This window comes from Pseudoalteromonas luteoviolacea NCIMB 1944 (assembly GCF_001625565.1).
In the GTDB taxonomy this organism is placed as follows: Bacteria; Pseudomonadota; Gammaproteobacteria; order Enterobacterales; family Alteromonadaceae; genus Pseudoalteromonas; species Pseudoalteromonas luteoviolacea_F.
Window position 1 is genome coordinate 1 of record NZ_AUXS01000037.1, and the last position, 25044, is coordinate 25044.

The window sequence follows — 25044 nt, forward strand, 5'->3', positions numbered from 1 at the left end:
TGGCGGAGAGATAGGGATTTGAACCCTAGATACGCTATTAACGTATGCCGGTTTTCAAGACCGGTGCTTTCAACCACTCAGCCATCTCTCCGCAGCGGGGCGAATAATAGGGAAACACTTTTAGAATGTGAAGCTTTTTTTTTGCTTTTTTGATTGTTTGGCTAATTTTCGGCTCGTTTGTAGACAAATCCATCTGTTCTGGTGACTTTTTTATCAATCTCTTGTTATCCCTGAACTATTTGTCTCAAAATATGGTCTACTATTCGAGAAAGGTTTGCTCAAGCATGTAACTCTTGGTAATCTTTGATAAGTTTAATTATCGGAACATCGTGTTTCTTTTAAGGAGCTATAATATGGCGTTCAATCATTCGTACACTACTGAAAAAGCAGTATTGTCAACGACTGAAACTAATAAAGTGCTTAAAAACACTTATTTTCTGTTAGCAATGACTTTGGCCTTTAGTGCCATTACTGCTGCAATATCAATGACAATGGCACTGCCACGTTTCACAGGCATGATCTGTTCACTCGTGGCTATGGGTCTGATTTTTGTAATTCACAAAAAAGCACACTCTCCATCTGCAATTGGTTTAGTATTTCTTTTCACCGGTATCCTTGGTTTTGGCTTAGGTCCGATGCTTAACGCTTATTTAAGTTTACCAAATGGTGGACTGTTGATCGCACAAGCTCTAGGTTCTACGGCTTTGATCTTCTTCGGTCTTTCAGCATACGCATTGACTACTAAGAAAGACTTTTCTTTCATGGGTGGTTTCTTGACTATCGGTATTTTAGTTACGGTAGGTGTTTCTATCGTAAATATCTTTATCGGTAGCCCAATGTTGTTCATTGCAATTAATGCGGTATTTGTACTGCTTATGTCTGCAATGATCTTGTTCGAAACAAGTAAAATCGTTACTGGTGGCGAAACAAACTATGTAATTGCAACGGTTGGATTATATGTTGCTATATATAACTTGTTCACGTCATTGCTTATGCTTCTTGGCATGTCAAATGATGACTAATCTCGTCATTCTGATAAAATAAGCCCCACTTGGGGCTTTTTTTATGGGTTTTCTTTGAGCCAATTTATTATTTCAGTACATTGTGGTCCTGAAGATCATGACTCTTTACAATGTATAGAGCGCTTCGTCAGCGCCGCACTCCAACAAAAGCACACAATCAAGTGCGTTTTTTTATACCAAGAGGCTGTACTACACGCCAGCCAGCACTTTCATTTATCCAGCGATGAGCTGCAAGTCAGCAATGTTTGGCAAAACATTCACAATCTAGGTATTCCACTTAAGTTATGCGTCACCGCAGCTGAAAAACGCGGTATCAACACCGCTGATACAGGGATATTTACAGTTGCCGGTCTCGCTGAGTTCGCAATGGAAACGTGTCAAAGTGATAAATGGGTACAATTCAAATGACCAAAAAAGTATTAGTGATTTGTGACGCTTCCCCCTTTGATAGTCAAAGAATACGAGACAGTCTAGATATGGCCTTAATTTTTGCAGCTGTCGATCAGGAAGTAAGCTGGCTGTTCAAGGGCCCCTCAGTTCTGGCGCTTAAAAAAGGCCAGCAGCCAAGTAAACTAGGCATAAAAGACTTTTTGAAACAGTTAAAAACATTAGAAATTTACGATGTTGACCGAATTTTTGTTTGCGAGTCTGCCCTGGCACAATTTGCATTGACTCCCGACCAAATGAGCATAGATATTGAGGCCTTAAACATTGATCAGCAAAAAGTGTTGATTAGCACACAAGAGCATGTGATTAAGTTATGAGTTCTACATTACACATTTTTTCAAAGCCCAAAAGCTATTACACTGCTTTTGATATAAACCTTGTTAGCGAACATGACAAAGTTTTACTGCAACAAGACGCGTGTTATGACCAATCTCAGTTTGCTTTAAACTGCCCTGTTCAAATCTATATGCTGGAAACATGTGCGATAGCTCGCGCAGTGACGCCAATAGACTCGATACAGCAAGTCGATGACCTGAGCTGGGTTGATCTTATTGCCAAATGTGACAAATCAATAACGTGGTAAATTATGCTAGAAGTAGATAACAAAATAATTGAAACCGACAAAGAGGGCTATCTTTTAGATCATTCAGACTGGGATGAGAGCCTCGCACCAATCATAGCGTCTCAAGAAAATATTACTTTGACAGACGCACATTGGGAAGTCATCAAGTTTGTGCGCAACTTTTATGAAGAGTACGGTACGAGTCCCGCAATCCGTATGCTAGTAAAAGCAATTGCGAAAAAGCTTGGTGAAGACAAAGGTAAAAGCATTTATTTATATAAACTTTTCCCTAAAGGCCCAGCAAAACAAGCAACTAAAATTGCCGGTCTGCCAAAACCAGCAAAGTGCATATGAAAAAGAGAAGGTGTTACCTTCTCTTCAACTTATTGTTCTAAAAACTTGATATCATTCATCAACGGGCCAAGTAAACGGCACGTCAGGAATAGAAAGGCCTCTTGCCAATACTGATTCTGCAACACTAAGCGTTGGATCTGTTGGAGCCCATAAATCTGAATTAAACGCCGATGATGCATCTTCTGAGGCAATATCACCTAATACCCCGCTTGCATCTATATCAAATACGAAAGATCCTGAGCCATCATAACCACATGAGTTGGTTGGCGCATATTCAATATTTGCTCTATGGTCTGTACCTAAATATACATTCGTTGAAGAGTCAAACTCGAAGAATTGCCTTTGCGTAAATTCCTGCAAACTGTGGCTATTACCTGGACCGGCCCAATTACAAATAAATCCCTGTACCAAACCACTGGTTTCGTCAATATCAGTTCCATAGCCAAAATGCGCCTCGCCATTTTCCAATGTCTCATCATTAAATCCAATGTTTAATATACGGCTATGAGAGTCATTGACACCAGCCTGCCACACGTAAGCATAATCACCAGCTAAACTAGTTAAGTTGAAATTTGCACCAAAGATTGCGAAGTTTTCACTCCAACCGTCGCTATTGTCAGTACTATGATATTTATTTTTTACATCCACTTGTTGGTCACTATTGAATGCATCTGCAACAGAGTGCCCACAGTTAACAGCTGACCTTGATTGCAATGACATTTGTTCGTTATTACGCTCATAGGCAAGCGATCCCACCAATGTACGCTCATTTTGACTGCAATTGCCACCCGGGAATTCAATTCCAGCTACGCCAACTTCGCCTTCAACTGAAAAGTTTAATAACCCGGTATAGTTTGTCGCGCTGCTCCCTGGTGTATGCATCATCGACATCATTATCTCATAGTCCGAGCCTGAGACTGTATAAGTCAAACCAATACTATATTGCCAAACCCCTGACGCAAGCTCTATATTCGCAGAACTGAAGGTGATATCAGCCAGCCCTTTCGAGTTCATTTGTGTGGTTAAGTCAACTGAGCTTCCTTCGGACGGTAACCCTGCCCCATCATCTATCACAGCGGACACCATACTCGCCAATGTCATTAGCGCCATACGAGAGCGCTCTCTAACCGCGCGAAGTTGCGAATTTGTTTGCGCGACAGCACAAGCATTACCATTTTTTGCACTTGCGAGCCAAAGGCCAAGATCACCTGTTGGCAAAGTTCCTGAGCTAGTGCTTGGATCAGCAGCATCAGGGTGGCCCTGATAAGCAACTTGAGGGCCAAAGCAGTCAGCATTTACACTGTTTCTATAAAAAGAGCCAATTCTAAATACATCTCTCAGTGGCGTTTCTCCACTTAATAACGCGTCAATTCTTCTAGTTGCCCAGAAATAAGTTGGCGATGCCGGCCCTCTTGCTTCATGTGCTCGATAAACGTACTGCCGATCTTGCTCATCACTGCTATCTGAAAAAGGAGAGGCCACCGCCAGTGACTTGGGAAAATAAAGCCCTCTTTCACCCACTTCATTAGTGCTACTGTCATTTGTTGTGCCATCCTGTGTCGATGAATCATTATTCACGTCACTATTTTGATTGCCACTACTTTGACCCGAGTTGCTACTCTGATCACTCGAAGTTTGTTCACTCGCAGAGTCCTGCTGTGATTCGCTATTTACTTGAATTGGACTATCGCTCTCTGACGAAGAGCAACCAACAACCAAAGATGCCATAATTACGGGAATATAAGCTTTCATATTTGCATACCTTCTTTGTCTAACCCTGTACAAATAACTTATGCTAAAAAGTGCAGCGAAACAAAACTGACAGCATTAACACCTGTCATCAATTGTTCATAAAACACCCACCTTATGATGAGTTTTCGGCCATCTCAATGAGAATAATTATTCATTAAAATTGAGTATTAATTTCAATCATTAGATAACTTAAAGAATTACAAACACTTTCTCTAATGTAGAAATGTTAGCCTAAAACAACAGGCTTTATACAATTTCTTACATCAAATAGTGAACTTTCTCAGCGATTAGGTGCATCAAAAGCGGTAAAACGGGTTGTTAAGCCTAATTGGACGGGTCCGAGAGGCTTAACCTGTGAGCTTTGAGAGGTGTTGGGGATTCGAAACCTGATGCAGTAACTCGCTTACTTACTCAACCCGTTTCCAGATCTCGTATTCAATAAACTTTCCATCTTCAACCAATTTGTGGTGCCATAAATTGTCTTTAACTTCGTACGTAAACGACATTGTGCGGCCAATCAAGCTATCAACATTTCCTAATGTTACTGTTTCAATGAACTTATTTCCTTTCACTTGATAAGTGCCTCCACCTGCATAGTGAAACTTATTGCCGCTGCTTGTTATATAACTGAAGTGAGACCCATTGATTATCTTAGTAGAGGTTACTTGAGGTGCGGAAGCCTTAACCCTGCCCGATTCAGTGGCATATTCGCCACTGACGAACTCCCAAGTTCCAACTAATGGGTTTGCAATTGTAATAGGACTTACAAGCAAACACATCAACGCTAAATACTTCATAATTATCACCTTAATTCTTTGTAACTATTTTTAAGGCAATTATAAAATTAGGGTACTGCGATGAACAAATGCTTATTTTTCAAGTTGCCGTCGCTTCGATCATACAGCCTGCCCACAATCAGATTCATCAATAACTTTATTTATTAGGTCAAATAAACGTGCAAGCACTTTTTCAACATCTTGCCAGTTCTCTTGTTTCAGTAATAAATCAATTTGTGACACAGTTTGATATATTTCGTGACAATCAAACATCGCTGACGTGCCTTTCAAAGCATGAATGGAGCGTGCAAGGCCTTCATAGTCCTTATATTTTAGTTGATTCTGTAATTGCACGAGTTGCTCGTGCAACCCGTCAATATACTGCATTTTAAGCTGCTTAAACTCTTCATCAGGTAGACTAAGTTCATCATCAACAATAATGTTTAGATAGTGAGAAATCTTCTTTGCAAATTGCGCCCTGTCTATGGGCTTTGCTAAGTGATCTGTGAAACCTAATTTTATATACCGCTCGACTTCATGGCTCATTGTGTTTGCAGTAAGTGCAATGACAGGAGCAGTACAGCCTGTTGCTTGAATAAAGTTGAATGCTTGTTCGCCATCCATAACTGGCATTTGAATATCCATCAGGATTAAATCAAATTCATTGTCCAAAACAGCTTGGACCGCTAACTGGCCATTTTCTACTGCAGTAACATTCAGGCCCATTCTTTCTAATATACGAGTAATAAGGCGGCAGTTATCGCTGTGATCTTCTGCCAGCAACACCTCTCCTTTTAAATCTTCGGAATCTAATTCATGATTGGACTGCACATAAACATCACCTTGATGGTGAATATCTTCAAATGAAGTTACCCATTTAGTGCGTTCCGTAGTAAACAAGCTCAGCGACAAAGTAAATGACGTGCCTGAGCCAACCTCACTTTCAACTTCAATATCACCGTCAAGCTTTTGTGCCAAACTCTTAGAGATATTTAGTCCAAGTCCAGTCCCTCCATATTTTCGAGTAGTGGAGGAATCAGCTTGATAAAACGCGCTAAACAATTCTTTTTGCTCTTCTGACGTCATACCAATCCCTGTGTCTTTCACACTGATGAAAAGCCTTTCATCTTTACAGCTAACTTCAATTGAAATTTTTCCTACCGACGTAAACTTCAATGCATTTGAGGTTAAATTTAGTAATATTTGCCTTAACCTGGTCGGATCAATCACAACAAAATCGGGCAAAGGAAATTGATAATTGAGCTCAAACTCGAGTCCTTTATCACGTATTTGTTTACCGAGCAAAGACTCAACATGAGCAATCGATTGGAACAAGTTCGCTTCAATAAGCTCTACTTCAAGGCGATTAGCCTCAATCTTAGACATATCTAAAATGTCGTTTATCAACCCTAATACATGTCGTGAGTTTTGCAATATAACTGTGATGGCATGATTTCTCTCGTGCGGTTTAATATCGCCCAATATGATGCCATCGGCATAACCTATAATAGAGGTCATTGGTGTTCTAATTTCATGGCTCATATTTGCCAAGAATCGACTTTTAGCTTCGCTTGCATCGCGCAGTTCCGAAGCAAGCTGTTCCAATTCATAAGTCCGTTTAAGTACTTTCGCTTCTAGGTTTTTATTCAGCTCAATATTCTCTTCACTGGTCAAACGAACTTTATCCGCTACGGCAAATGCTAAAAACATCGCATCCAACGCGACACCAATTAGTCCGAGCAAATACAAATTAACAGCAATTGGCGGCAACAAACCTAGGTTGGTAAAGTTGCCAATCATATTTGGCACCGCCATACATACGTAGGCTAGTATGAAATATCTGGCAGGTTTAAACCCTTCTGATATACGTAAAATCCCGATATAAACGCCAAGGCACAATGCAACACCGGTGGACATAGTTGCCCATAAAAAGCCAAAACCAGGAAACAGAATACTAAATGGTGTCCCTATAGCAGCGATAACGCCAACCCAAATTGACGCAGAAGAAAGGTTTGGGTGTTTCTCCTTCAGTTTCAATAGGCAATTATAAAACAGCGCATTGCTAATTGGTGATAATGTAAAGCCAAGCCAATGTAAGTGAGCCGAATAAAAACCAAATAGTTGGTCCGAAATATGAAAGAAATGACTCCATGCAAACACCATGGTCGCCGCAAAAATCGCATAATATAGGTGAGTTAAATCTTTTGAGCCAATGTAGATGAGTAAATTGTATAAACCCAGCACGATACCAACGCTAAAGCATATCATCATGATTAAATTATCAATCACAACTTGCTCTTTAAAGTCTTTTACAGGCACCAACTCTAGCTTAATCGGAGTATAGAAATAGTCGCTTTCGAACAAGGTGACGATGTAATAGTCTTGATTTGGCAGCAGCTCAATAGTATTTCCATAATGAAACGCAAATTCATTTTGTACCATGCCACCGGAGTAATAACGTTTCACATCGTTTTTAGAATAGATCCTAGTTTCTATATTAGATAATACAGTGTTATACGGATATAGTACTAGCTGCTCGTAATTGGAAATATTCTTTATTTTGGTGACAAGCCAATAGCGACCTGAAAATAGCGCGCGATCTTGTTGCGCTTCAAGCCCACTTGCCCAGCTTGTTACGCTTTCAAATGAATCGGGGAAACGAGTGTCATCTTTTGCGGCAAGGACCAAGCCCCTGTCATGCAAATTAACCCCCGTCTCTATGCCATCGAAAACATACTGCTGAGCACTCAAAGAGCACGATATCAACAAAACTATAAAACTAAGTATTAATCTAATTCGATACATTATCGGCCTGACAACCCATTAAGATGAGCTAATAATACTCTAAAAGTTATATGTAACATCGATACCAACTCTTTGCCCCTCTCCTTTAAAGTCTTCCAACATTCCCAAAAATGAACTCAAATCAAACTTTAAGTGACTATATTCTTTATCAAACAAGTTCTTGCCCCAAAGGCCAACCTGCCAGCTTTCATATTGATATGTAATATTCGCTCGCCACAACGCGTAACTTGGTTGCATTGCATAAGGATTTTGGTTTTGGTCAAAGTAATACTCAGATTGATAGTCTACACCAATCACTGTATTTAACTCTCCGCTATTTATAGGATATGAATACGCCAGTTCAGCACCAATATTCCACTCAGAGGTAAAGGGTAGACGGTTATCCGTCAACTTATTACCTAACGGATCTATGAATTCTTCAAAGTTTGCTTCGGGAATATAGCCAATTGCCAAACGTGTTGTTAAATTGTCTACAAAGACATATTCAAGTTCTAACTCAGCGCCATAAATCGTTGACTCACCCACATTTTCTAGCAACTGTAGAGGCGGCGCATTTGGCGTAGAAGACGCTTGGTTCATAAATACTTGCTGGTCTTTGTAGTCATAATAAAACATCGCACCAGAGAGGAAGAATAGCCCGTCTCCATTTAATTTGAAGCCAACTTCATGCGCAAGAGTCTCTTCAGGGCCATAATCAGCCAGCCTTGCTTGTTCTGCAGACGAGAGCAAACCTCCATTATACCCCCCGCTTTTAGTGCCATTGGCAAGAGAGTAATATATTAGCAAGTTGTCTTTGGGTGTGTAATTCCATGCAAGCTTTCCTGAAATCCCATCGTCTTTAACTTCACCTTTGACTGTATAAAAAGGAATAATCGTGCCATCCAATTCACCTGGGGTGGTAATAAAGTTTAATCGAGAAACAGAATCATACTCCACAGATTCATCAGAATATCGAGCACCTATAGTGAACATGTGTTTCTTATCGAGTCGCCATTCGTACTGAGAAAATAGCGCAAGCGACTTAGATATTATTTCATTGTCATAGAAAAATGTCGTCGTTAAGGCCGGTGCTAAAACCCCCCTCAAGTCTCGTAAAATATCATTGTGATTATTTTGATAGATCCGCTCTTCAAGTTGGAATACCCCCAACGTCCAGTGGTTTTGACCTAGTTGACTTTGATACCTTAGTTCATTCGTAACAAGTTCACTTTTCAGCCCGAGCTCCCCTTCACATAAGCGAGCTGGGCTACCATCGCAATTAAAAGCGTGATCTCTATCTAGTCGATTAAAGCCATTTAAATAGGTCAAGTAGGCATCTTGTTGAACCTCCCATTGAAGCTCAAGCCCCCACCCTTTATATATACTTAAGTGCGGAGAATTATTGTTTACACTGACAGCCCAAAAATCTTCGCTACCATCATTAAAACCAAAACTGTCAACACATCCTGCACTCCCCGCTTCTCTTGGTGAACATTTTATCGGATTTGCAGGGTTAGGATCTTTGTATATACCGATATTGCCAACGGGCTGCACTATACCGTCCCAATGTCCGAAATAGCCTTTAATGTATGCGCTCCAGTTGTCCCATTCACCAAGGTAACTGACTCTGAGATCGCTTTGCGTTAAACCCGCTTCTGGGGAAGACTCCAAAAGGTTGTAACTTGTGTACTCGTAATCTGTGTGATTAAAAGCAAATCGGACAGCACTTTCGTCATTAATAGTCGCATTATAGGCACCTTGGGCCCTGCGCCAATCATCTGTTCCAACTCCAACTTTCACATAGCCATAATTACCATCGTCGGGGCGTTTCGACCTCACTAATAGCGCCCCTCCTGTACTATTCCTGCCAAATAAAGTGCCTTGTGGCCCCTTAAGCACCTCTACTTGTTCAATATCAAACAAGTTTGCAATTTGATTGTTGGCAGAACCCACAGATAAGCCGTCGACATACATAGCGACTGGCGAGGTATTTGCCGTGTTGTAGTCCAGCAGGCCAATGCCACGAATATTTATTGCTGGCGGCGTACCTTCAGCTGCATTTTGGCTGATCTTCAAGTTTGCCACATAATGACCAAGCTCTGTGGCATCTTTGATCCCTTGCTGTGTGATGCGCTCAGCGCTGATAGTGGAGATCGAGACGCTCACATCCTCGATATTTTGTTTACGTTTTTGGGCATATACCTCAATGACTTCCATCGAGTCATCGGTTGCATGTGTTGTATATGAACTTAAAAGTACCGGCATTAAAGATATAGATATGACAGAGAGTTTAAACATGTCCGTTCTCGTTAGTTTTTGCAGTATTCACCTTGCACTACTCAGTATAGCCCAAATGAAAAGACCTCCAATAAAATTGCAGGTCTTTTCTGTTACTTACCTCATATTATCTCTTAAGTACCATCTGGCTCAAAGCCATTTTCTCCACTGATTTCGTTTGGAAGCCCACAAATTGCTCTAGAGGTTTGCATACCGGCCATCACCGCAGCTTCAACACACCCTGCGTTGACACCCGTTTTGATCCAATCCCCTGTTATGAAAAGGTTTTTAAATATTGTGCCGTCGGTAGCTAAGCGAAAGTCACTGCTGCCAGTAACAGACAATACGTAGCGTTCACTTGGATCGACATTGACACGCCAATATTGTGAATCAAACCTTTGCTCCGTTGGCGCACTTTCAGGGTCATAAACAACATCCCAGATGAATTGATCAGCAGCTGTATAAGCTGAGGGCCACAAAGGTTTCATTTCTTTATTAAGCTTTTCAATAGCATTCGCTTTCACCTTAGCGGTTTGCTCTATTGGGAATGTGTGCTCACTTTCAGGAGGGTAATAATCACATGTAAATGCACTACAAAAATATGCTATGTTGCACGGGCCATCCGCAGGCCAATCTTCAACGGGCAATAAGTTTGACATAGCAGCCCACGTATCAAATGGTTGTGAAAAAGCACTGAGTATTGGTCGCTCTTCACTTGGCGGAGTATAGTTAAACCCAAGTTGCTCGTCAGTTTTATTTAACCACACTTGAAACGCTTGCGTTGCAACTGTTTTGACCTTTGTGCTTTGTTGTTCAAACCCATAATCAAGCGACAATAACTCAGGGCACAGGTGTTCTAATGAACCAACAGAAATACCAAATACAACTTTGTCGAAGTCACGCATACGTTTTAGCGTTTTTCTTGGCAAGGGTCTTTGATAGTGCCGCTCATATACACTTGGCCAGTCACTCCAAAATGACTCCAAGTTGATGTTATTTGCGCGAATGAGATCTGCTTGTTCATCGACAATTTGATCAAGGTTAGGTTTTGCCGGCCAGCATGGTAGGCCTTTGACATCTACAAAGGGTTGATACGCGCCATTTTTAAGCTCTACTTGCTCAATGATCGAAATTTCATCGACAACATAGTTCCCGTTCTCATCCTGTCCAGGCTTGAGATGTTCGACCTGATTAAAGAACTCGAATTTTACCCCCCGCTCGCTTAGCAACTCATAAATTGGCGAGAAAATGATGTCTCCCATGCCAGCTTGCATTTTCCACATTACACCGCCTTTATAGCAAAGCATAATTCGCAGCATTGCCAAAGATGCGACACCAGCCTCAACATCACCTCGCTCAAAGTCACCATCCACATAGCCAAATACAAGGTCATAAAAACCTCTAACTGGAGCAGATTCAACCGCGTACTCTTTGTCAGCGCCATTTCGCGCCAACCAATACTTAAAATCGTATTGATTGAGCACACCGAAGCCATTGGCATGAACTCTATCTCTGATCATCCCTACAGTCATAGCGATTGCCAAATCGGCACATATATACGCGCGTCGAACATTGGGGTTATCATCAATTAACTCGAGCGCCTCTGATCTCAGCCAGCGTTTTAACTTTCTGACAATATACCAAGTGACTAATCGATCTTTGGAATTTGATAATTTTTTGTCTTTTGCTCTCAGGCTCATTAAATCATGCAACTGAGATATAAGCAGTTTTGGTGTAGACAAAATGTCCTGAGCCTCGTCAACGGCACTGTCAAAAAATGATTTTACCTTGTCTTCCACACTGTCAAAAGCATCGGAAATTTCACCTGCCAAATGCTGTAATAGACTTCGGTCACGCTTTTTTCGCGTTTGCAGTTGAGTTTGCCGATTAGACGCCTCAATGGCCTCTTCCAGTTCATCAATCCATTTATGCAACCAGGCAACAACCAGCTCGATCAGTTGCCAAAAATGTAGATCGAGTGTGCCATCGGCAGGATTGCCGTCAATGAGTGGAAAGTCAACTGGCCACGTTTCCCATTGATTATCAATATACTCTTGTAATACAACAAAGCTATGGGGCTTAAGTGCTTGCTGCCATGTATGGATAGGCACGGTCGATGGTCGGTTCAGTTCATTATAAACCGTCTCTATCGCACGAAACGAGTTTACATAAGCCCCAAACCAAACATGCAAACCATGCTCCTCGATTCGCTCACCTAACTGTGCGTTTCTGCCACTTGCGCCTTTACCGCCTAAACGCCACCCCAATTGATAAACAGTGATGTCGTAAAGGTCTTGCCAATTTTCTTTTTCAGTTAGATAGACAGCGGCCGTCATTGCAGACACACCGCCGCCCAAAATAGCAATATGTTCTTTAGTCATGTTGTTCCCTTACTTTGTATTATAGATCTGCGGTGACGATCTCTTTTGCACCGTCTTGATCAAAGTCCATGCATAAAAAGTAAGGAAGCTTTGCAAATTGCTCACCCACTTTTATGCCGAACATTTCTTGTAAGGGAAAAGCATCCACTTGGTTAAAAGTAACCTTATATTCATCTTTCAAAAAGCCCAACTTGTGGACTTTTTTCACTGTGGATGGAGAGTGAACAACCGCACTATAAACACTGTTTTCAGCATAACCATCTGGAAACTGTTTAAATAATATTTGTGCGAGTTGTGGATTGGTAAAACCTGTGAACAGTTGTTTGAAAAAGTCGATGCTAACGCCCAAGTCATGCACACTACTGTGGATCAAATCAGCCACTTCTTTGCCAATCTCTATGGCTTCTTCAAACCATGTATCATCATCAGCAACACGATTGATCGACAACAGTTCATACCAAGCCATTTTTTTGTTTGGCTCAAAAGGCTGAAATGTCTCTAAGCTCAATGAAAAATGATCGGCCCTATCTTGGCTACTTGGCATTTGGTACTTACATAAATACTTGTTGTACCCCCAAGTTTCGCGGCCATTGACCAATGCATTGATATTATTCACTGTAATAAATGCGGGATACCAATACAGATGGGTCATTTTATTTTGTTGTTTATTGATCTGAGCAATAGGCAACCAAACGATAATATCTGTCTCTTGCATATAGCCATAATCACTAAACGGCGGTACTTTTGAGGCAATATTTTCAATATCTGTAAATGTTAAGAGGCAGTACGACGACAATGCCCTAAACGCGATGGTTTCACTTGGAACACTATTGAGCGTGGAGTCAACGTAACTTTGAATAGTTTCCAGCTCCCCTTTAACAAAAAAGCCATACATCATTGCATTTAGCATTCTGCATGGCGGTTTAGCAATTGGGTTACCGGGGAAGTGTCTATAAGGAATACGGGGCTGATCTGACATACATAACTCCTTTTCATTAAGTTTTACATAGTCAATTCTAGTCCACTTTTTATCCTTCGGTTGGCTAATTTCAACTTAATTGCTTCTTCAATACTGTACTGACACAATGCCGTAAAATGCTGTAAAGCAGACGCATTAAATTGAGCAGACAATGAATTCATAAAGCCATGTTCATACCGTGTTCGATAGCATTGTATACCGGGCATTGTTGAGAGGTGGTGGATCACAGGTTTAATATCAAAATGCTTTTCTTGGTAAGGGAAATAGATATCAACATCACATCTAGGGTGAAGCTGCAAATAGTTTCTAATTTGACCTGGATAAAATGCGATAAGTTTAGTGGTGCTTTTAATTGGCATTGCCGAAAGAGCACGCCAGCTAGCTACAGCACCTGCTGAAAAGCCAATAATCAGATCAGGTTGCTTGTCTGAGATAGCCTCAACCACTTTTTGAAAATATTTATCATGGCCTACAGAGCCAATAAATTGCTTATAGGCACTTTCTTCGTCTCTATTCAAATGCCCTTGTCTAAAAGGGTATGGAGAACATATTGAGGTATTTCCATCTAGCTCATTGACGAAGTTCTCTAAACATTTCGTTTGTCCAAATATATCACTGACGATAAGCGTATTCATAGTTTTCTCTTATTATTGAAATTAACTTAACTCGCCAACCTTGTATTTTACCTTAAGTATGATTTGTAGAACACTCTTTAATACTCAACAACAAGACCAATCCTTGAATTAACTCATTGGCCACCGCTTTAACTTGCTTTAAGGCTGGTGTACGAATTTAAATGTAGCAAATACATATAATTTGTAAAATAAATTACAATTAATATACATAACGAAAAATTATTTAATTTGTTCTGAATTGGCAATTCAAGGGGGTTTGTTGCTAAGCTTTATTAGTAACAACAACATGAGGGCTTGATGTGCGCAAAGCTTTGCTACTATTAATAATGTTGACATGTGCAGCTGAAAGTAAAAGCATTGACTGGATAATCACAGACTTCCCGCCCTATTATATGATCAGTGATGCCAATGAAGGTACGGGCCGAGACGAGTTGATCATTGACTTACTTCATCAATATTTACCAGCATACAGTGACAACAAAGTGTATTTTCCGGCAAGTCGTGCGATAAGAGCACTCAGTGACAAGCGACACACATTTTGTATGCTCTCTTTACATAAAACGCCGCAACGTCAAAAGTTCATTCAATTTAGTAATCATTACACCACGGTAGGGCTCTCCCCCACTATTGTCATGGCCAAAAAAACACTAGAGGCATTGGGCTATCAGGATCTTGAGCAAATCAAACTCAAAAATTTTATAGAACAACACAAGCTAGTGCTTGGCGTGATGATGCAACGCTCATACGGAAAACAATTAGATGCTATCATTGGCTCAATGCCTAAAGGGCAAGTTGTTGTTCGGCCTGGTCAGGATGCACTGGAAAGTTTGACACACATGTTAAGCAAAGGTCGCGTAGATGCCGTCATTGGCTATCCAAGTGAACACTTTTACTTACACCAATTAACTGGTCAAAAAGAAATGGTTCAGTTACTAATTGAAGATGTGCAACCCATTGCATATGGGTATGTTGGGTGCACTAACAATGAGGATGGTAAACAAATAATTAATGAAATTGATCAGGTTTTAAACGACGTAGCTAAAAGTCAGGCATTTAAAGAGATCATGCTAAAGTGGCTGCCAAGTTACCTCAATATCAAGCTCAGCACGCTGATGAAAACCTCTAAAGCAGAATAACCCAGATACTAAATCTCTCAGTATCTGGGACGCATCGATTAAATATTTGTCACATCGATAAACAGCGACTCATCAATGTTAGTAGATGACACCGTCGCCTCACTGAATTGATATTCGTCGCGATCAGCTTCTCTATCAATGGGTAAGTTTTCGAAGTCAAACAAGTTGGTATCTGCGAGTTGGCTTGGACTTACGTTTTGAAGAGACTTGAAAATACTGTCAACGCGTCCAGGTGTCTTTTTGTCCCACTCGATAAGCATCGCCTTGATATTCTGTCTCTGTAAGTTTTCCTGAGAGCCACATAGATTACATGGAATAATAGGGAAGTTTTTATGTTCCGCATACTTGATCAGATCTTTTTCTCGGCAATAGGTTAAAGGCCTGATAACGACGTTTCTACCATCGTCCGATCTTAATTTTGGCGGCATTGCTTTTAATCGAGAGCCATGAAACATGTTTAAAAACATCGTTTCAACAATATCATCCATGTGGTGACCCAGCGCCAATTTAGTCGCGCCGATCTTTTCAGCAAATGAATATAAGGTGCCACGGCGTAAGCGAGAACACAGACCGCAAGTTGTCTTTCCTTCAGGCACCTTCTCGCGCACGACTGAGTAGGTATCTTTATCAACGATATAATAAGGAATACCCAAAGTTTCGAAGTACTCAGGCAAAATATGCTCGGGAAAGCCCGGTTGCTTTTGATCCAAATTTACGGCGATGACTTCAAATTTAATGGGCGCAGCTTTTTGCAAATTCAGTAAGATATCTAGCATGGCAAAAGAGTCTTTACCGCCACTAATACAAGCCATTACAACATCACCCTCTTCGATCATGTTGTAATCTTTAATTGCGTTACCTACATTTCTGCGCAGTTTCTTCTGCAACTTATTAAACTCTAGTATTTCTTTTCTATCGTCTGTTTGATTCATTACGACTTCTCAAGCCCAAAACGGATGGCTTTTAATTGCTACGGGTAAAAATTTTAAGGTGTGAATTATACGGGCTTTTACATGAGGTTGGAACATATCAATTTAGATAAACAAATTACATTTCGAAAAAGTGCTCTTCTGGCATAAAAAAGCCTCAAAAATCAGCGTTTTTGAGGCTTGTAAAGGACCTTTACAATAATGAATCTAGCGCATAGCCATCATCATTTTTGCTGGCTCTTCCAAGTATGACTTCCACAAATTATTGAAACGAGCAATGGTTCCACCATCAATAACTCGATGGTCGCCAGACCAACTAACTTGCATAATAGAGCGTGATACTACGTTACCGTTTGCATCAAACCTTGGCAAATGTTGCAGCTTACCGAGCGCTACAATTGCCACTTCAGGTTTGTTAATGATCGGTGTAGCAGTCGTGCCACCAATTGCACCAATGTTAGATATCGATATCGTGCCACCTTTTAAGTCATCTGGTGATACACGCCCTTCTCTGGCCGCATCAGTAAGCTTTGTCACCGCCTCAGCAACATCGACAATCGACTTGTTTTGGCACCCTTTGATATTTGGTACCAACAAACCTAACTTACTGTCGACTGCCATACCAATATTATGGTCATCAAAATAGGTGATTTCCGTGCAGTCATCATTCACTTGAGAGTTCAAGATTGGGAACTCTTTAATTGCCAATGATAGCGCTTTGATAAAGAATGGCATCATTGTCAACTTAATGCCTTGCTTCGCATACTGCTCTTTCAAAGACAATCTCAGTGCGATTAGATCTGTTAAATCAATTTCATCACTGTAGGTAAAATGCGGAATTGTAGAAACAGATGCTACCATTTGCTTGGCCATCGCAGCTTTCATGCCGCGAATAGGCTCAACGCGTGTGCCACCAACTCTTGGCGTCGCTACTGGCGCAACTGGACTTTGAGGCTCAGTTGTCGCTACAGCTGGCGCAGCACCTTGTTTAAGGAATTTTTCTAGGTCTTCTTTATAGACACGACCATTTTTGCCACTGCCTGGGACCAATCGAATATCAATATCCATTTCGCGAGCACGGCGTCTAACTGCTGGAGAAGCGACCGCTTTACCATTGACGACAGGTGCCTGGGCTGCTGGTGTTTCGACAGCTTGTGGTTTATGTATAGCAAGCTCAGCTTCAACTGATTTCGCAGGTGTTGATGTAGCACCAACAGAGTCCGCCAAACGAACTTGGAATAATGGGCTGTGTACTTGAGCAATATCGCCCTTTTGGTAGTAAAGCTTTTCAACAATGCCATCATACTTAGCAGGTATTTGGACAAGCGCTTTGTCAGTCATCACATCGCAAACTGCTTGATCTTCTTTGATTGACTCACCTTCGCTTACTAACCACTCAACGATTTCACACTCAACTATCCCTTCACCAATATCTGGCAAGATAAAGTCTTCAAGGTGTTCACCCTGTGTGCTTACTGCCTGTTCACTCTCTTCAACAGCATTGTTCGCAGCCTCTTGTGGTGCCTCACCTGCTACGTTCATTGCAAATAGCGGCTCATGTACTTTTGCGATGTCGCCTTTTTCATAATGCAGTTGTGTGATCACACCGTCATGGACCGCAGGAATTTGTACTAAGGCTTTGTCAGTCATAACATCACAGATTGGCTGATCTTCTTTAACTGTTTCGCCGACTGCCACTAACCATTCGACAACTTCACATTCAACAATGCCTTCGCCGATATCTGGTAAAATAAACTCTTTAGACATGACTTATCCTTAAAATTCCACTGACTTTTTAATTGCTTCAAACACTTTTAGTGCATCTGGCACATACTCTTTTTCAAGTGCTAAAGGATATGGCGTATCTAAACCACAAACACGCTCAATGGGTGATTCTAAGTGTAAGAAACACTCTTTTTGAATAGTCGCCGCGATTTCTGCACCGAAGCCGTTCGTGATTGGTGCTTCATGACTGATAACCAATCGACCGGTCTTCGTCACCGATTCAATTAACGTCTCAGCATCCCAAGGTAAAATTGAGCGAAGATCGATAATTTCACAGCTGATCCCGGCTTCCTCTGCTTTAATAGCTGCCTGCTCAATGATTTCCATTTGTGCACCCCAAGCGAGCACTGTAATGTCAGAGCCCTCTTTAACCACTTCAGCCTTGCCGATTTCAATGCTGTAATCTTCTTCTGGTACTTCACCAACAGATGCGCGGTACAAACGCTTCGGTTCAAAAAAGATCACCGGGTTGTCATCTTTGATACAAGCTCTCAATAAACCTTTAGCTTGATACGGGTTACGCGGTACAACTAATTTCAAGCCTGGTGTGTGCGCAAAATATGCTTCAGGTGATTGTGAATGATACAAACCACCGGCAATGCCACCACCATAAGGGGTGCGAATTGTTAAATTGCCTACGTCGAACTCATTACCTGAACGGTAGCGGAATTTTGCCGATTCATTGACGATCTGGTCAAATGCCGGAAAAATATAGTCTGCAAATTGAATTTCAGCTAATGCTGGAGCGCCGAAAGCAGCAAGACCATTGGCAAACCCTAAAATACCTTGTTCAGTCAATGGCGTGTTAAACACACGGTGCTTGCCATATTTTTCTTGCAATCCAGACGTTGCACGGAAAACACCACCAAAATAACCAACATCTTCCCCAAAAATACACGCTTGAGGGTGTTCTGCCATACTAATATCTAGCGCCGAGTTAATGGCGTGTAACATATTCATTTTAGCCATTATTTAATTCTCCCTGCTGTCACTGGATAGGCATCTGGATATTGCTTGATATGCTCTTTGAGTTCTTCGTATTGTTTTTGTAGTGCTGGAATTGGCGTGTCGTAAACATCCGAAACAAGCTCTTCAAGTGCTGGCTTTTGTACTTTTTCTGCTACTTTCAGTGCGGCTAGGATCTCTTCACGAATTTTATCTTTAATCGCTTCGTCTTCATTCTCATCTAACCAGCCTTGTTTCAACAACCAAGATTTAAATCTGGCCACAGGGCAGCTGTTCTTGAATTCAGCTTCTTCATCTTTTGTGCGGTAACCTGAAGGATCATCAGATGTTGAGTGTGCGCCTAAACGGTAAGCAATTGACTCAATTAATACAGGTTCACCTGTAGAAACTGCAATTTCACGGGCTTTTTTAGTTGCTTCGTAAACAGCCAGTGTATCGGCACCATCTACACGAATTGTTTTGATCCCGTAACCTACACCACGAGCGGCAATACCATCCCCCTTAAACTGCTCGTCCGCAGGAGTCGAGATTGCGTAGCCATTGTTGCGCGCAAAGAATATCACCGGCGCTTTGTGAACCGCAGCCATATTCAAACCCGCGTGAAAATCACCTTCAGAAGCAGCACCTTCGCCAAAATAACAAATCGTTACGTTGTCGATTTCTGAGCTAAGCTCACCTGATTCCTTATCAATATGCTTTAGCTTTTGACCATAAGCATATCCAGTTGCCTGAGGGATCTGCGTACCTAGAGGTGATGAGATAGTCAGGTAATTCAGTTCATTCGAGCCATAATGCACAGGCATTTGACGGCCCTTACCCAAATCCTTTTCGTTTGAGAAAAGCTGGTTCATAAACTGTTCTAGTGTAAAACCTCTGTAGTGGAGGGCTGCTTGCTCACGGTACTGAGCCATGATCATATCATCTTGTTTTAACGCAGCAGCACTGGCTGTAATTGCCGCCTCTTCGCCTAAACACTGCATGTAAAAGCTTATCCGACCTTGGCGCTGAGCAGCCTGCATACGTTCATCCAACAAACGGATAAATCTCATCGTGCTATATATTTTAAGTGCAGTCTCTTTATCTAATTCAGGCTTAGTTGCGCCATCTAAGATATCTCCCTGCTCACTTAAAATTTTCAATGTTGGGATGTTAAGCGCATGACCATCGATAAACTCGAGTGCATGGCTTATATTTAACGATATGTTATTGGGGTTAGTCATAACCTACCTTCTCTTGTTGTCATCGCCAATTTGCAATACTTGCAGCCAATAGCATTGACATAAAGCCCGCGGATTGATTTTTGAATAATTAGTGCGGTAAATGCAAATTACTTAAATTAAAGCTTTTGCCACTTTACGTTAACGTAAACGGTTATTCAACTAATCCTAGATGAATAACCGATAATTTGCATTTTTATTCTGGAAAGATTTCGATACGGTTACAAAAAAACTTTTATTTCAGAGGGTTAAACAAAGTTTTCGTTCACTTCCATAGGGATTACGGTTAATAATGCACGTTGACCTAGTGCTACTTTAGCATTCGGGAAGATAATTGCTTCGCCTTCTACTTCTGCAAATATCTCTGTATTTCCATCAGTTGCAAGTAGTTCACCCTTTGCAAATCCAGTGAAGTTGACCGCAGAATCAGGGAAAGGAAATGAAAAATCTTCACATGTCCGATTAATAGTTCGATGAACAGTAAACAGCTCAAAATCTTTTGCATCAAAATCTTTATATTTAACTTCTTTTTGGCTAATTAATGCACTAAGAGTTTGCTTTGTTGCTTCAAAACTCGCCATATTATTTTGGCCAAACGGTTTCACTTGCCCAAGTTCAACAGTGAATGCGTCAGCTTCGAATTGCTTTGACGAAAAGTAGCTGAATGTTGTGGCTGACGAACTCATCATTAGCACAGTATTGACTCCGCAAGACAACAAGAACTGCAACTGTGACTTTTTCCAAGGCTTGCCATGCAAGAAAGGATAGACTGCAAATTTTTCGTTTTTTGAGCCACGGATCGCCGTATGCAAATCGTAATGGGCACGATATCGGCCAATTTCAACACTGGTGAAAAATTCGCGCACATACTTTTCTAGATTCGCGGCACGGAGTTGCTCGGGGTTATCACTCTTGTTTTCATGCGCACCATTAAACAAGCGGTTTAAATTTTCATCGACAAAACGCTTGCCAATATTAATTGACTTTGGGTTGCCATAAATAAATAGAACTCGCTGCTTTAATTCAAGTTCACCGAGGATAATTTGCTTGATCAACTCGTCGCAAATTTCGATTGGTGCTGTTTCATTTCCATGGACCGCACTTGAAAACACAAAGTCTTTTTGTGTTTCACATTGAGGCGTAAATTGGATAACACCGGTGTCTAATACTTTAACCTCAGTACCGTTTTCCAATGTAAATTGGCTCGGCGCTAATTCAAACTCATTTTCACGAGTTATGGTTAAAAAGTCCCCTGTTGCTTTTAATGTATCAAGGTACATACTGTCACCTTATGAGAGATGTGAAAAAAGAAAAAGGCCATATAAAATGGCCTTTAATAATTGGATTATTAGCTAATCACGCTATCTACTAGCGCTTTCGCAGCACTTTCAAGTTCAGCTAAATGCGTTTCACCTTTGAATGACTCAAGGTAAATTTTATAAATGTCTTCAGTACCAGACGGTCTGGCTGCAAACCAACCTGACTCTGTAACTACTTTTAACCCACCTATCGCTGCGCCGTTACCTGGCGCATGGGTAAGAATGTCTGTGATTTTGTCACCAGCTAGTGTATCAGCTTTGACATCATCTACACTGAGCGCTTTTAATCTGGCTTTTTGCCCGTCGTTTGCTGGCGCATCGATTCGTTTGTAGCTTGGTGCACCAAATGCTTGCTCTAATTCTTTATACCGTTCAGAAGGTGTTTTTCCTGTAACCGCTAAAATTTCAGCAGCTAAAAGCCCCAAAATAAAGCCGTCTTTGTCGGTATTCCAAACATCACCATTCTTTCGTAAAAATGAAGCTCCGGCACTTTCTTCACCGCCAAACGCAAGCCATTTTTCACTGAGCCCTTCAACAAACCACTTAAAACCAACTGGTACTTCGTAAACTTCATTGCCGTGGCTTTGCACAACTTTGTCAATCATGCCGCTCGATACCAAAGTTTTGCCCACTTTAATATTGTCTGCCCAATCACGGTTTTGCAGCAAATAATCAATTGCAACAGCTAAAAAATGATTGGGGTTCATCAAACCATCTTTAGTGACAATACCGTGGCGGTCATAGTCTGGGTCATTACCAATGCCAATATCATAGTCATCTTTAAGTGCAATTAGGTTGGCCATTGCGAAAGGAGAAGAGCAATCCATTCTTATTTTGCCATCTTTGTCTAACGGCATAAACGCAAACCTAGAGTCAACCTCATCATTCACAATCGTCATATTTAAGCCATATCGCTTAGCGATAACCGGCCAAAAATTAATCCCAGAACCACCGAGTGGGTCAATGCCAATATTGACGTTTGCTTTTGAAATGGCCTCAAAATCTATGACATTCGCTAAGTCTTCAACGTAAGGCGTGATCAAATCTTCATATTTGATAAAACCAGAACGCTTTGCTTTTGCATAAGGAAATAACTGCACCTCGACTAAATCTTCACGCAGCAATTGGTTTGCACGTTGCTCAATCCAGTTCGTGACATCGGTATCTGCTGGTCCGCCATTTGGCGGGTTATACTTAAAGCCGCCGTCCTCGGGTGGATTATGCGAAGGTGTTACTACGATGCCATCCGCCAATTCATGGGGATGGGTGCGATTGTGGCAAACTATAGCGTGGCTCACTACGGGCGTTGGCGTGAAATCGTCATTTTCTTGGGTAATAACCTGTACTTCATTTGCAACTAATACTTCAATCGCTGAGTTGAAAGCTGCCTCAGAAAGTGCATGTGTATCTTTACCAAGATAAAGCGGACCGAATATGTTATTGGCCTTTCTATAATCACAAATAGCTTGAGTAATCGCTAAAATATGTGACTCATTAAATTTCACGTTGTACGAACACCCGCGGTGACCTGACGTGCCAAATGCAACACATTGTTCCGGGTTAGATTCAAGATCTGGCTCATTTAAATAATAAGCTGAAACCAGCTTTGGTATGTTAGCGAGCTGTGACTTAGGAGCTTTTTTGCCTGCGTTTGGATGGTTTGCCATCACATTTCCTTATAGGTAGTCTCGAACGGTTTCTGCTTGCTGCTGAGTGTAGCCTAAAATTAGCGCAACCTCGTGCAGCATCATTTTCTTACGCGTGGTGTTTGAATTGGTCATGACCCAATATTCACTATCAGTGATATTTTTTGGATTCATACTGCTCCCGCTTTCAAGCAACGCTTCTTTACTTGTTGCGAAGTAAATTCTGTCTCGCCCTTTGATTTCAAGAACCTTATTAAACTGGGCCTTATGAGTACGATGAAATGCAGCCAAAATAAATAAAAAGCGCCCTACTACACCTTTTTGCATAGCGAGTTCTTCTTTATTTAGAATGTTAAATACGTTTGCAGACTCTCGTACTGGTTCTATTTTCTCTTCTACCTTGTTCTCAATTTGAACAGGTTCTGCTTCTTTTACTTCGGTTTGAATGGTTCCCGAATTGCCTTGAGTTGGCTCTAATTCTAATAAACGACGCAGGATCTGTGAGGCGCTCTCACCAATACTCTGCGTATTGCTTGCAATGTATTGATATAGCTCGTCATCTATTTCTATTGTTTTCATGCTTGTCCTGTCATTTTATACATCTACCGCATCTGGGGGGATTATATCTAAATTTTTCTTCTTCCTCTACGGCTTTGATTTTTGAATTAAGACTGGCAAAATAGCCGCGCAAACTTGGAGGTAGTATGTTACTTAATTTTAAACAAAGTGGATTAGACCAAAATAACGCCAAAACTGTGATCTTGATCCATGGCTTATTTGGCTCTCTTGAAAACCTAAACGTGATTGCTAGAGCATTGGAGTCAAGTTTCAATGTCATTAACGTAGATCTGCGTAATCACGGTCGGTCGTTCAAAAGTGATGACATGAATTATCAAGTTATGGCTGAGGACATACTCTCTCTGATACACCACTTTGGGTTGGATAAGGTGACTCTTGTAGGTCACTCAATGGGTGGCAAAGTAGCGATGCAAGTGGCTATGCTTGACGAGCAAAAAGTAGAAAAGCTGGTCGTTTTGGATATTGCGCCGGTAAAATACCACTCAAGACATGACACTATCATTCATGCTCTTAACCAAGTCAGTCAGCAAACGCCGACGAGTCGAAGCGCAGCAGACAAAGTGATGTCTGAGTATATTGAAGAGCTTGGTGTAAGACAATTTTTGTTGAAAAGCTTAGCCAAAAACGAGCAAGGTACGCTTGAATGGCGATTTAACTTACCGATAATAGAAGAAAATTATTCCCATATTATCGAGAACATAGATACACCTCGTACCTGTTTGTGTGATACGCTGTTTATCAAAGGAAACAACTCCGACTATATTTTGCCAGAACATAAAGATGCAATTGTCAGTGCTTTTGCAAAAGCACGAGCAAAAATCATCCAAGGAGCTGGTCATTGGCTGCATGCTGAAAAGCCCGAGGCTGTCAATCGTTCTATTATTGATTTTATTCAATAATTGTCGGATTTTTTTATACGGCGAAACTTAATTTATTGTCGTTAGATATGCTATAGTAGCCGCCGTTTAAGGTTTTAGTAGTGCAAAGATGATCAGTCAATACATAAATGAGTTTGAAACTCTTGGTTTTTACTTTGCTCTCGCATGTATATTCTTTCTTATTGGAATGGCCATTCAGGACGTTTTAAAGAAAGGTGACGTGCCTAAATTTGGTCGATACATCGTTTGGCTGGTGTTGTTTTTAGGTTGTTCAGGTTTCATAGCCAAAGGAGTTATCCAAGTGTTTTGGCAAGGTGCGGGTGTTGGTTAATGGCCAAGTCTGAATTAGATAGAACAACTATCGACTTATTTGAGAATGAAAAACGCCCAGGTCGGCCAAAAACAAATCCCTTACCCAGGGAAATGCAGCTCAAGATCAATAAGCGTAATCAAATTAAAAGAGATAGAGCAAGAGGGTTAAAGCGCGTAGAGTTCAAAGTTTCTTCAGAACTTTACCAAGCGCTGAGTGATATGGCTGAAGAACAAAATATCAGTCGTAGCGCACTCATAGAAACCATCTTGCAAGAGAAATTAGCGATTAATAGATAAAGGTAAGTAAT

23 protein-coding genes and 1 tRNA gene are annotated in these 25044 nt (G+C 41.1%); 9 read left to right on the forward strand and 15 right to left on the reverse strand.

Annotation, left to right across the window (positions count from 1 at the left end; all coding sequences use genetic code 11):
- A tRNA-Ser gene (locus tag N483_RS13660) sits at positions 1-91 on the reverse strand.
- A 262-nt stretch (positions 92-353) separates the two neighbouring features.
- On the opposite strand from N483_RS13660, the gene N483_RS13665 reads away from it, so the two are divergent.
- Genes N483_RS13665 through N483_RS13685 form a run of 5 tightly spaced genes read left to right on the forward strand, consistent with a single transcriptional unit; the run spans position 354 to position 2385 of the window.
- Positions 354-1022, forward strand: coding sequence for a Bax inhibitor-1/YccA family protein (locus N483_RS13665; RefSeq protein WP_023399406.1), 669 nt, complete (start codon positions 354-356; stop codon positions 1020-1022).
- Positions 1023-1076: 54 nt separating this feature from the next.
- The gene (gene tusD / locus N483_RS13670) at positions 1077-1430 is read left to right on the forward strand and encodes a sulfurtransferase complex subunit TusD (protein WP_036976152.1); all 354 of its coding nucleotides are present in this window, start codon (positions 1077-1079) and stop codon (positions 1428-1430) included.
- Complete coding sequence (gene tusC / locus N483_RS13675) at positions 1427-1786, forward strand: sulfurtransferase complex subunit TusC (protein WP_023399405.1); 360 nt, start codon at positions 1427-1429, stop codon at positions 1784-1786. The genes tusD and tusC overlap by 4 nt, the downstream gene beginning before the upstream one ends.
- Positions 1783-2052 (forward strand): DsrH/TusB family sulfur relay protein, encoded by a 270-nt coding sequence (locus N483_RS13680; RefSeq protein ID WP_023399404.1) that lies wholly within the window; start codon positions 1783-1785, stop codon positions 2050-2052. Before tusC ends, N483_RS13680 begins: the two co-directional genes overlap by 4 nt.
- A gap of 3 nt (positions 2053-2055) precedes the next feature.
- Positions 2056-2385, forward strand: a complete 330-nt coding sequence (locus tag N483_RS13685) for a TusE/DsrC/DsvC family sulfur relay protein (protein WP_023399403.1) — start codon at positions 2056-2058, stop codon at positions 2383-2385.
- Positions 2386-2436: 51 nt separating this feature from the next.
- Here N483_RS13685 and N483_RS13690 read toward each other — a convergent pair whose 3' ends face one another.
- The 7 genes from N483_RS13690 to N483_RS13720 all read right to left on the reverse strand — a co-directional run bounded on the left by N483_RS13690 (position 2437) and on the right by N483_RS13720 (position 13969).
- Positions 2437-4137 (reverse strand): hypothetical protein, encoded by a 1701-nt coding sequence (locus N483_RS13690; RefSeq protein WP_023399402.1) that lies wholly within the window; start codon positions 4135-4137, stop codon positions 2437-2439.
- 407 nt (positions 4138-4544) lie between these two features.
- The gene (locus tag N483_RS13695) at positions 4545-4934 is read right to left on the reverse strand and encodes a hypothetical protein (protein WP_023399401.1); all 390 of its coding nucleotides are present in this window, start codon (positions 4932-4934) and stop codon (positions 4545-4547) included.
- Between the two features lie 99 nt (positions 4935-5033).
- On the reverse strand, positions 5034-7718 hold the full coding sequence (locus tag N483_RS13700; protein ID WP_023399400.1) for an ATP-binding protein: 2685 nt from the start codon (positions 7716-7718) through the stop codon (positions 5034-5036).
- A gap of 39 nt (positions 7719-7757) precedes the next feature.
- Positions 7758-9995, reverse strand: coding sequence for a TonB-dependent receptor (locus N483_RS13705; RefSeq protein ID WP_023399399.1), 2238 nt, complete (start codon positions 9993-9995; stop codon positions 7758-7760).
- A 113-nt stretch (positions 9996-10108) separates the two neighbouring features.
- Positions 10109-12355: an NAD(P)-binding protein gene (locus N483_RS13710; RefSeq protein WP_023399398.1), complete on the reverse strand. Its 2247-nt coding sequence runs from the start codon at positions 12353-12355 to the stop codon at positions 10109-10111.
- A 19-nt stretch (positions 12356-12374) separates the two neighbouring features.
- Positions 12375-13334, reverse strand: a complete 960-nt coding sequence (locus N483_RS13715; protein WP_023399397.1) for a hypothetical protein — start codon at positions 13332-13334, stop codon at positions 12375-12377.
- A gap of 23 nt (positions 13335-13357) precedes the next feature.
- The gene (locus N483_RS13720; RefSeq protein ID WP_023399396.1) at positions 13358-13969 is read right to left on the reverse strand and encodes a hypothetical protein; all 612 of its coding nucleotides are present in this window, start codon (positions 13967-13969) and stop codon (positions 13358-13360) included.
- Positions 13970-14268: 299 nt separating this feature from the next.
- On the opposite strand from N483_RS13720, the gene N483_RS13725 reads away from it, so the two are divergent.
- Positions 14269-15105, forward strand: a complete 837-nt coding sequence (locus N483_RS13725) for a TIGR02285 family protein (protein ID WP_023399395.1) — start codon at positions 14269-14271, stop codon at positions 15103-15105.
- A gap of 38 nt (positions 15106-15143) precedes the next feature.
- Here the strand turns inward: N483_RS13725 and ttcA are convergent, their stop codons facing one another.
- From ttcA to seqA, 7 genes are all read right to left on the reverse strand, one after another.
- Positions 15144-16037, reverse strand: coding sequence for a tRNA 2-thiocytidine(32) synthetase TtcA (ttcA, locus tag N483_RS13730; RefSeq protein WP_023399394.1), 894 nt, complete (start codon positions 16035-16037; stop codon positions 15144-15146).
- A gap of 204 nt (positions 16038-16241) precedes the next feature.
- On the reverse strand, positions 16242-17801 hold the full coding sequence (locus N483_RS13735) for a dihydrolipoyllysine-residue acetyltransferase (RefSeq protein WP_023399393.1): 1560 nt from the start codon (positions 17799-17801) through the stop codon (positions 16242-16244).
- Positions 17802-17810: 9 nt separating this feature from the next.
- Entirely contained in the window at positions 17811-18788 is a 978-nt protein-coding gene (locus N483_RS13740; RefSeq protein WP_023399392.1) for an alpha-ketoacid dehydrogenase subunit beta, read from the reverse strand.
- Entirely contained in the window at positions 18788-20005 is a 1218-nt protein-coding gene (locus N483_RS13745) for a thiamine pyrophosphate-dependent dehydrogenase E1 component subunit alpha (RefSeq protein WP_023399391.1), read from the reverse strand. The genes N483_RS13740 and N483_RS13745 overlap by 1 nt, the downstream gene beginning before the upstream one ends.
- A gap of 245 nt (positions 20006-20250) precedes the next feature.
- Positions 20251-21282 (reverse strand): succinylglutamate desuccinylase, encoded by a 1032-nt coding sequence (gene astE, locus N483_RS13750; protein WP_023399390.1) that lies wholly within the window; start codon positions 21280-21282, stop codon positions 20251-20253.
- 68 nt (positions 21283-21350) lie between these two features.
- Positions 21351-22988, reverse strand: coding sequence for a phosphoglucomutase (alpha-D-glucose-1,6-bisphosphate-dependent) (gene pgm / locus N483_RS13755; RefSeq protein WP_023399389.1), 1638 nt, complete (start codon positions 22986-22988; stop codon positions 21351-21353).
- A gap of 9 nt (positions 22989-22997) precedes the next feature.
- Complete coding sequence (gene seqA / locus N483_RS13760) at positions 22998-23546, reverse strand: replication initiation negative regulator SeqA (protein WP_023399388.1); 549 nt, start codon at positions 23544-23546, stop codon at positions 22998-23000.
- 125 nt (positions 23547-23671) lie between these two features.
- Here seqA and N483_RS13765 point away from each other — a divergent pair, with 125 nt between their 5' ends.
- The 3 genes from N483_RS13765 to ybfE all read left to right on the forward strand — a co-directional run bounded on the left by N483_RS13765 (position 23672) and on the right by ybfE (position 25033).
- On the forward strand, positions 23672-24445 hold the full coding sequence (locus N483_RS13765; protein WP_023399387.1) for an alpha/beta fold hydrolase: 774 nt from the start codon (positions 23672-23674) through the stop codon (positions 24443-24445).
- A gap of 88 nt (positions 24446-24533) precedes the next feature.
- On the forward strand, positions 24534-24755 hold the full coding sequence (locus N483_RS13770; protein ID WP_023399386.1) for a DUF2788 domain-containing protein: 222 nt from the start codon (positions 24534-24536) through the stop codon (positions 24753-24755).
- On the forward strand, positions 24755-25033 hold the full coding sequence (gene ybfE / locus N483_RS13775; RefSeq protein WP_023399385.1) for a LexA regulated protein: 279 nt from the start codon (positions 24755-24757) through the stop codon (positions 25031-25033). The genes N483_RS13770 and ybfE overlap by 1 nt, the downstream gene beginning before the upstream one ends.
- The last annotated feature ends 11 nt before the right edge of the window (positions 25034-25044 follow it).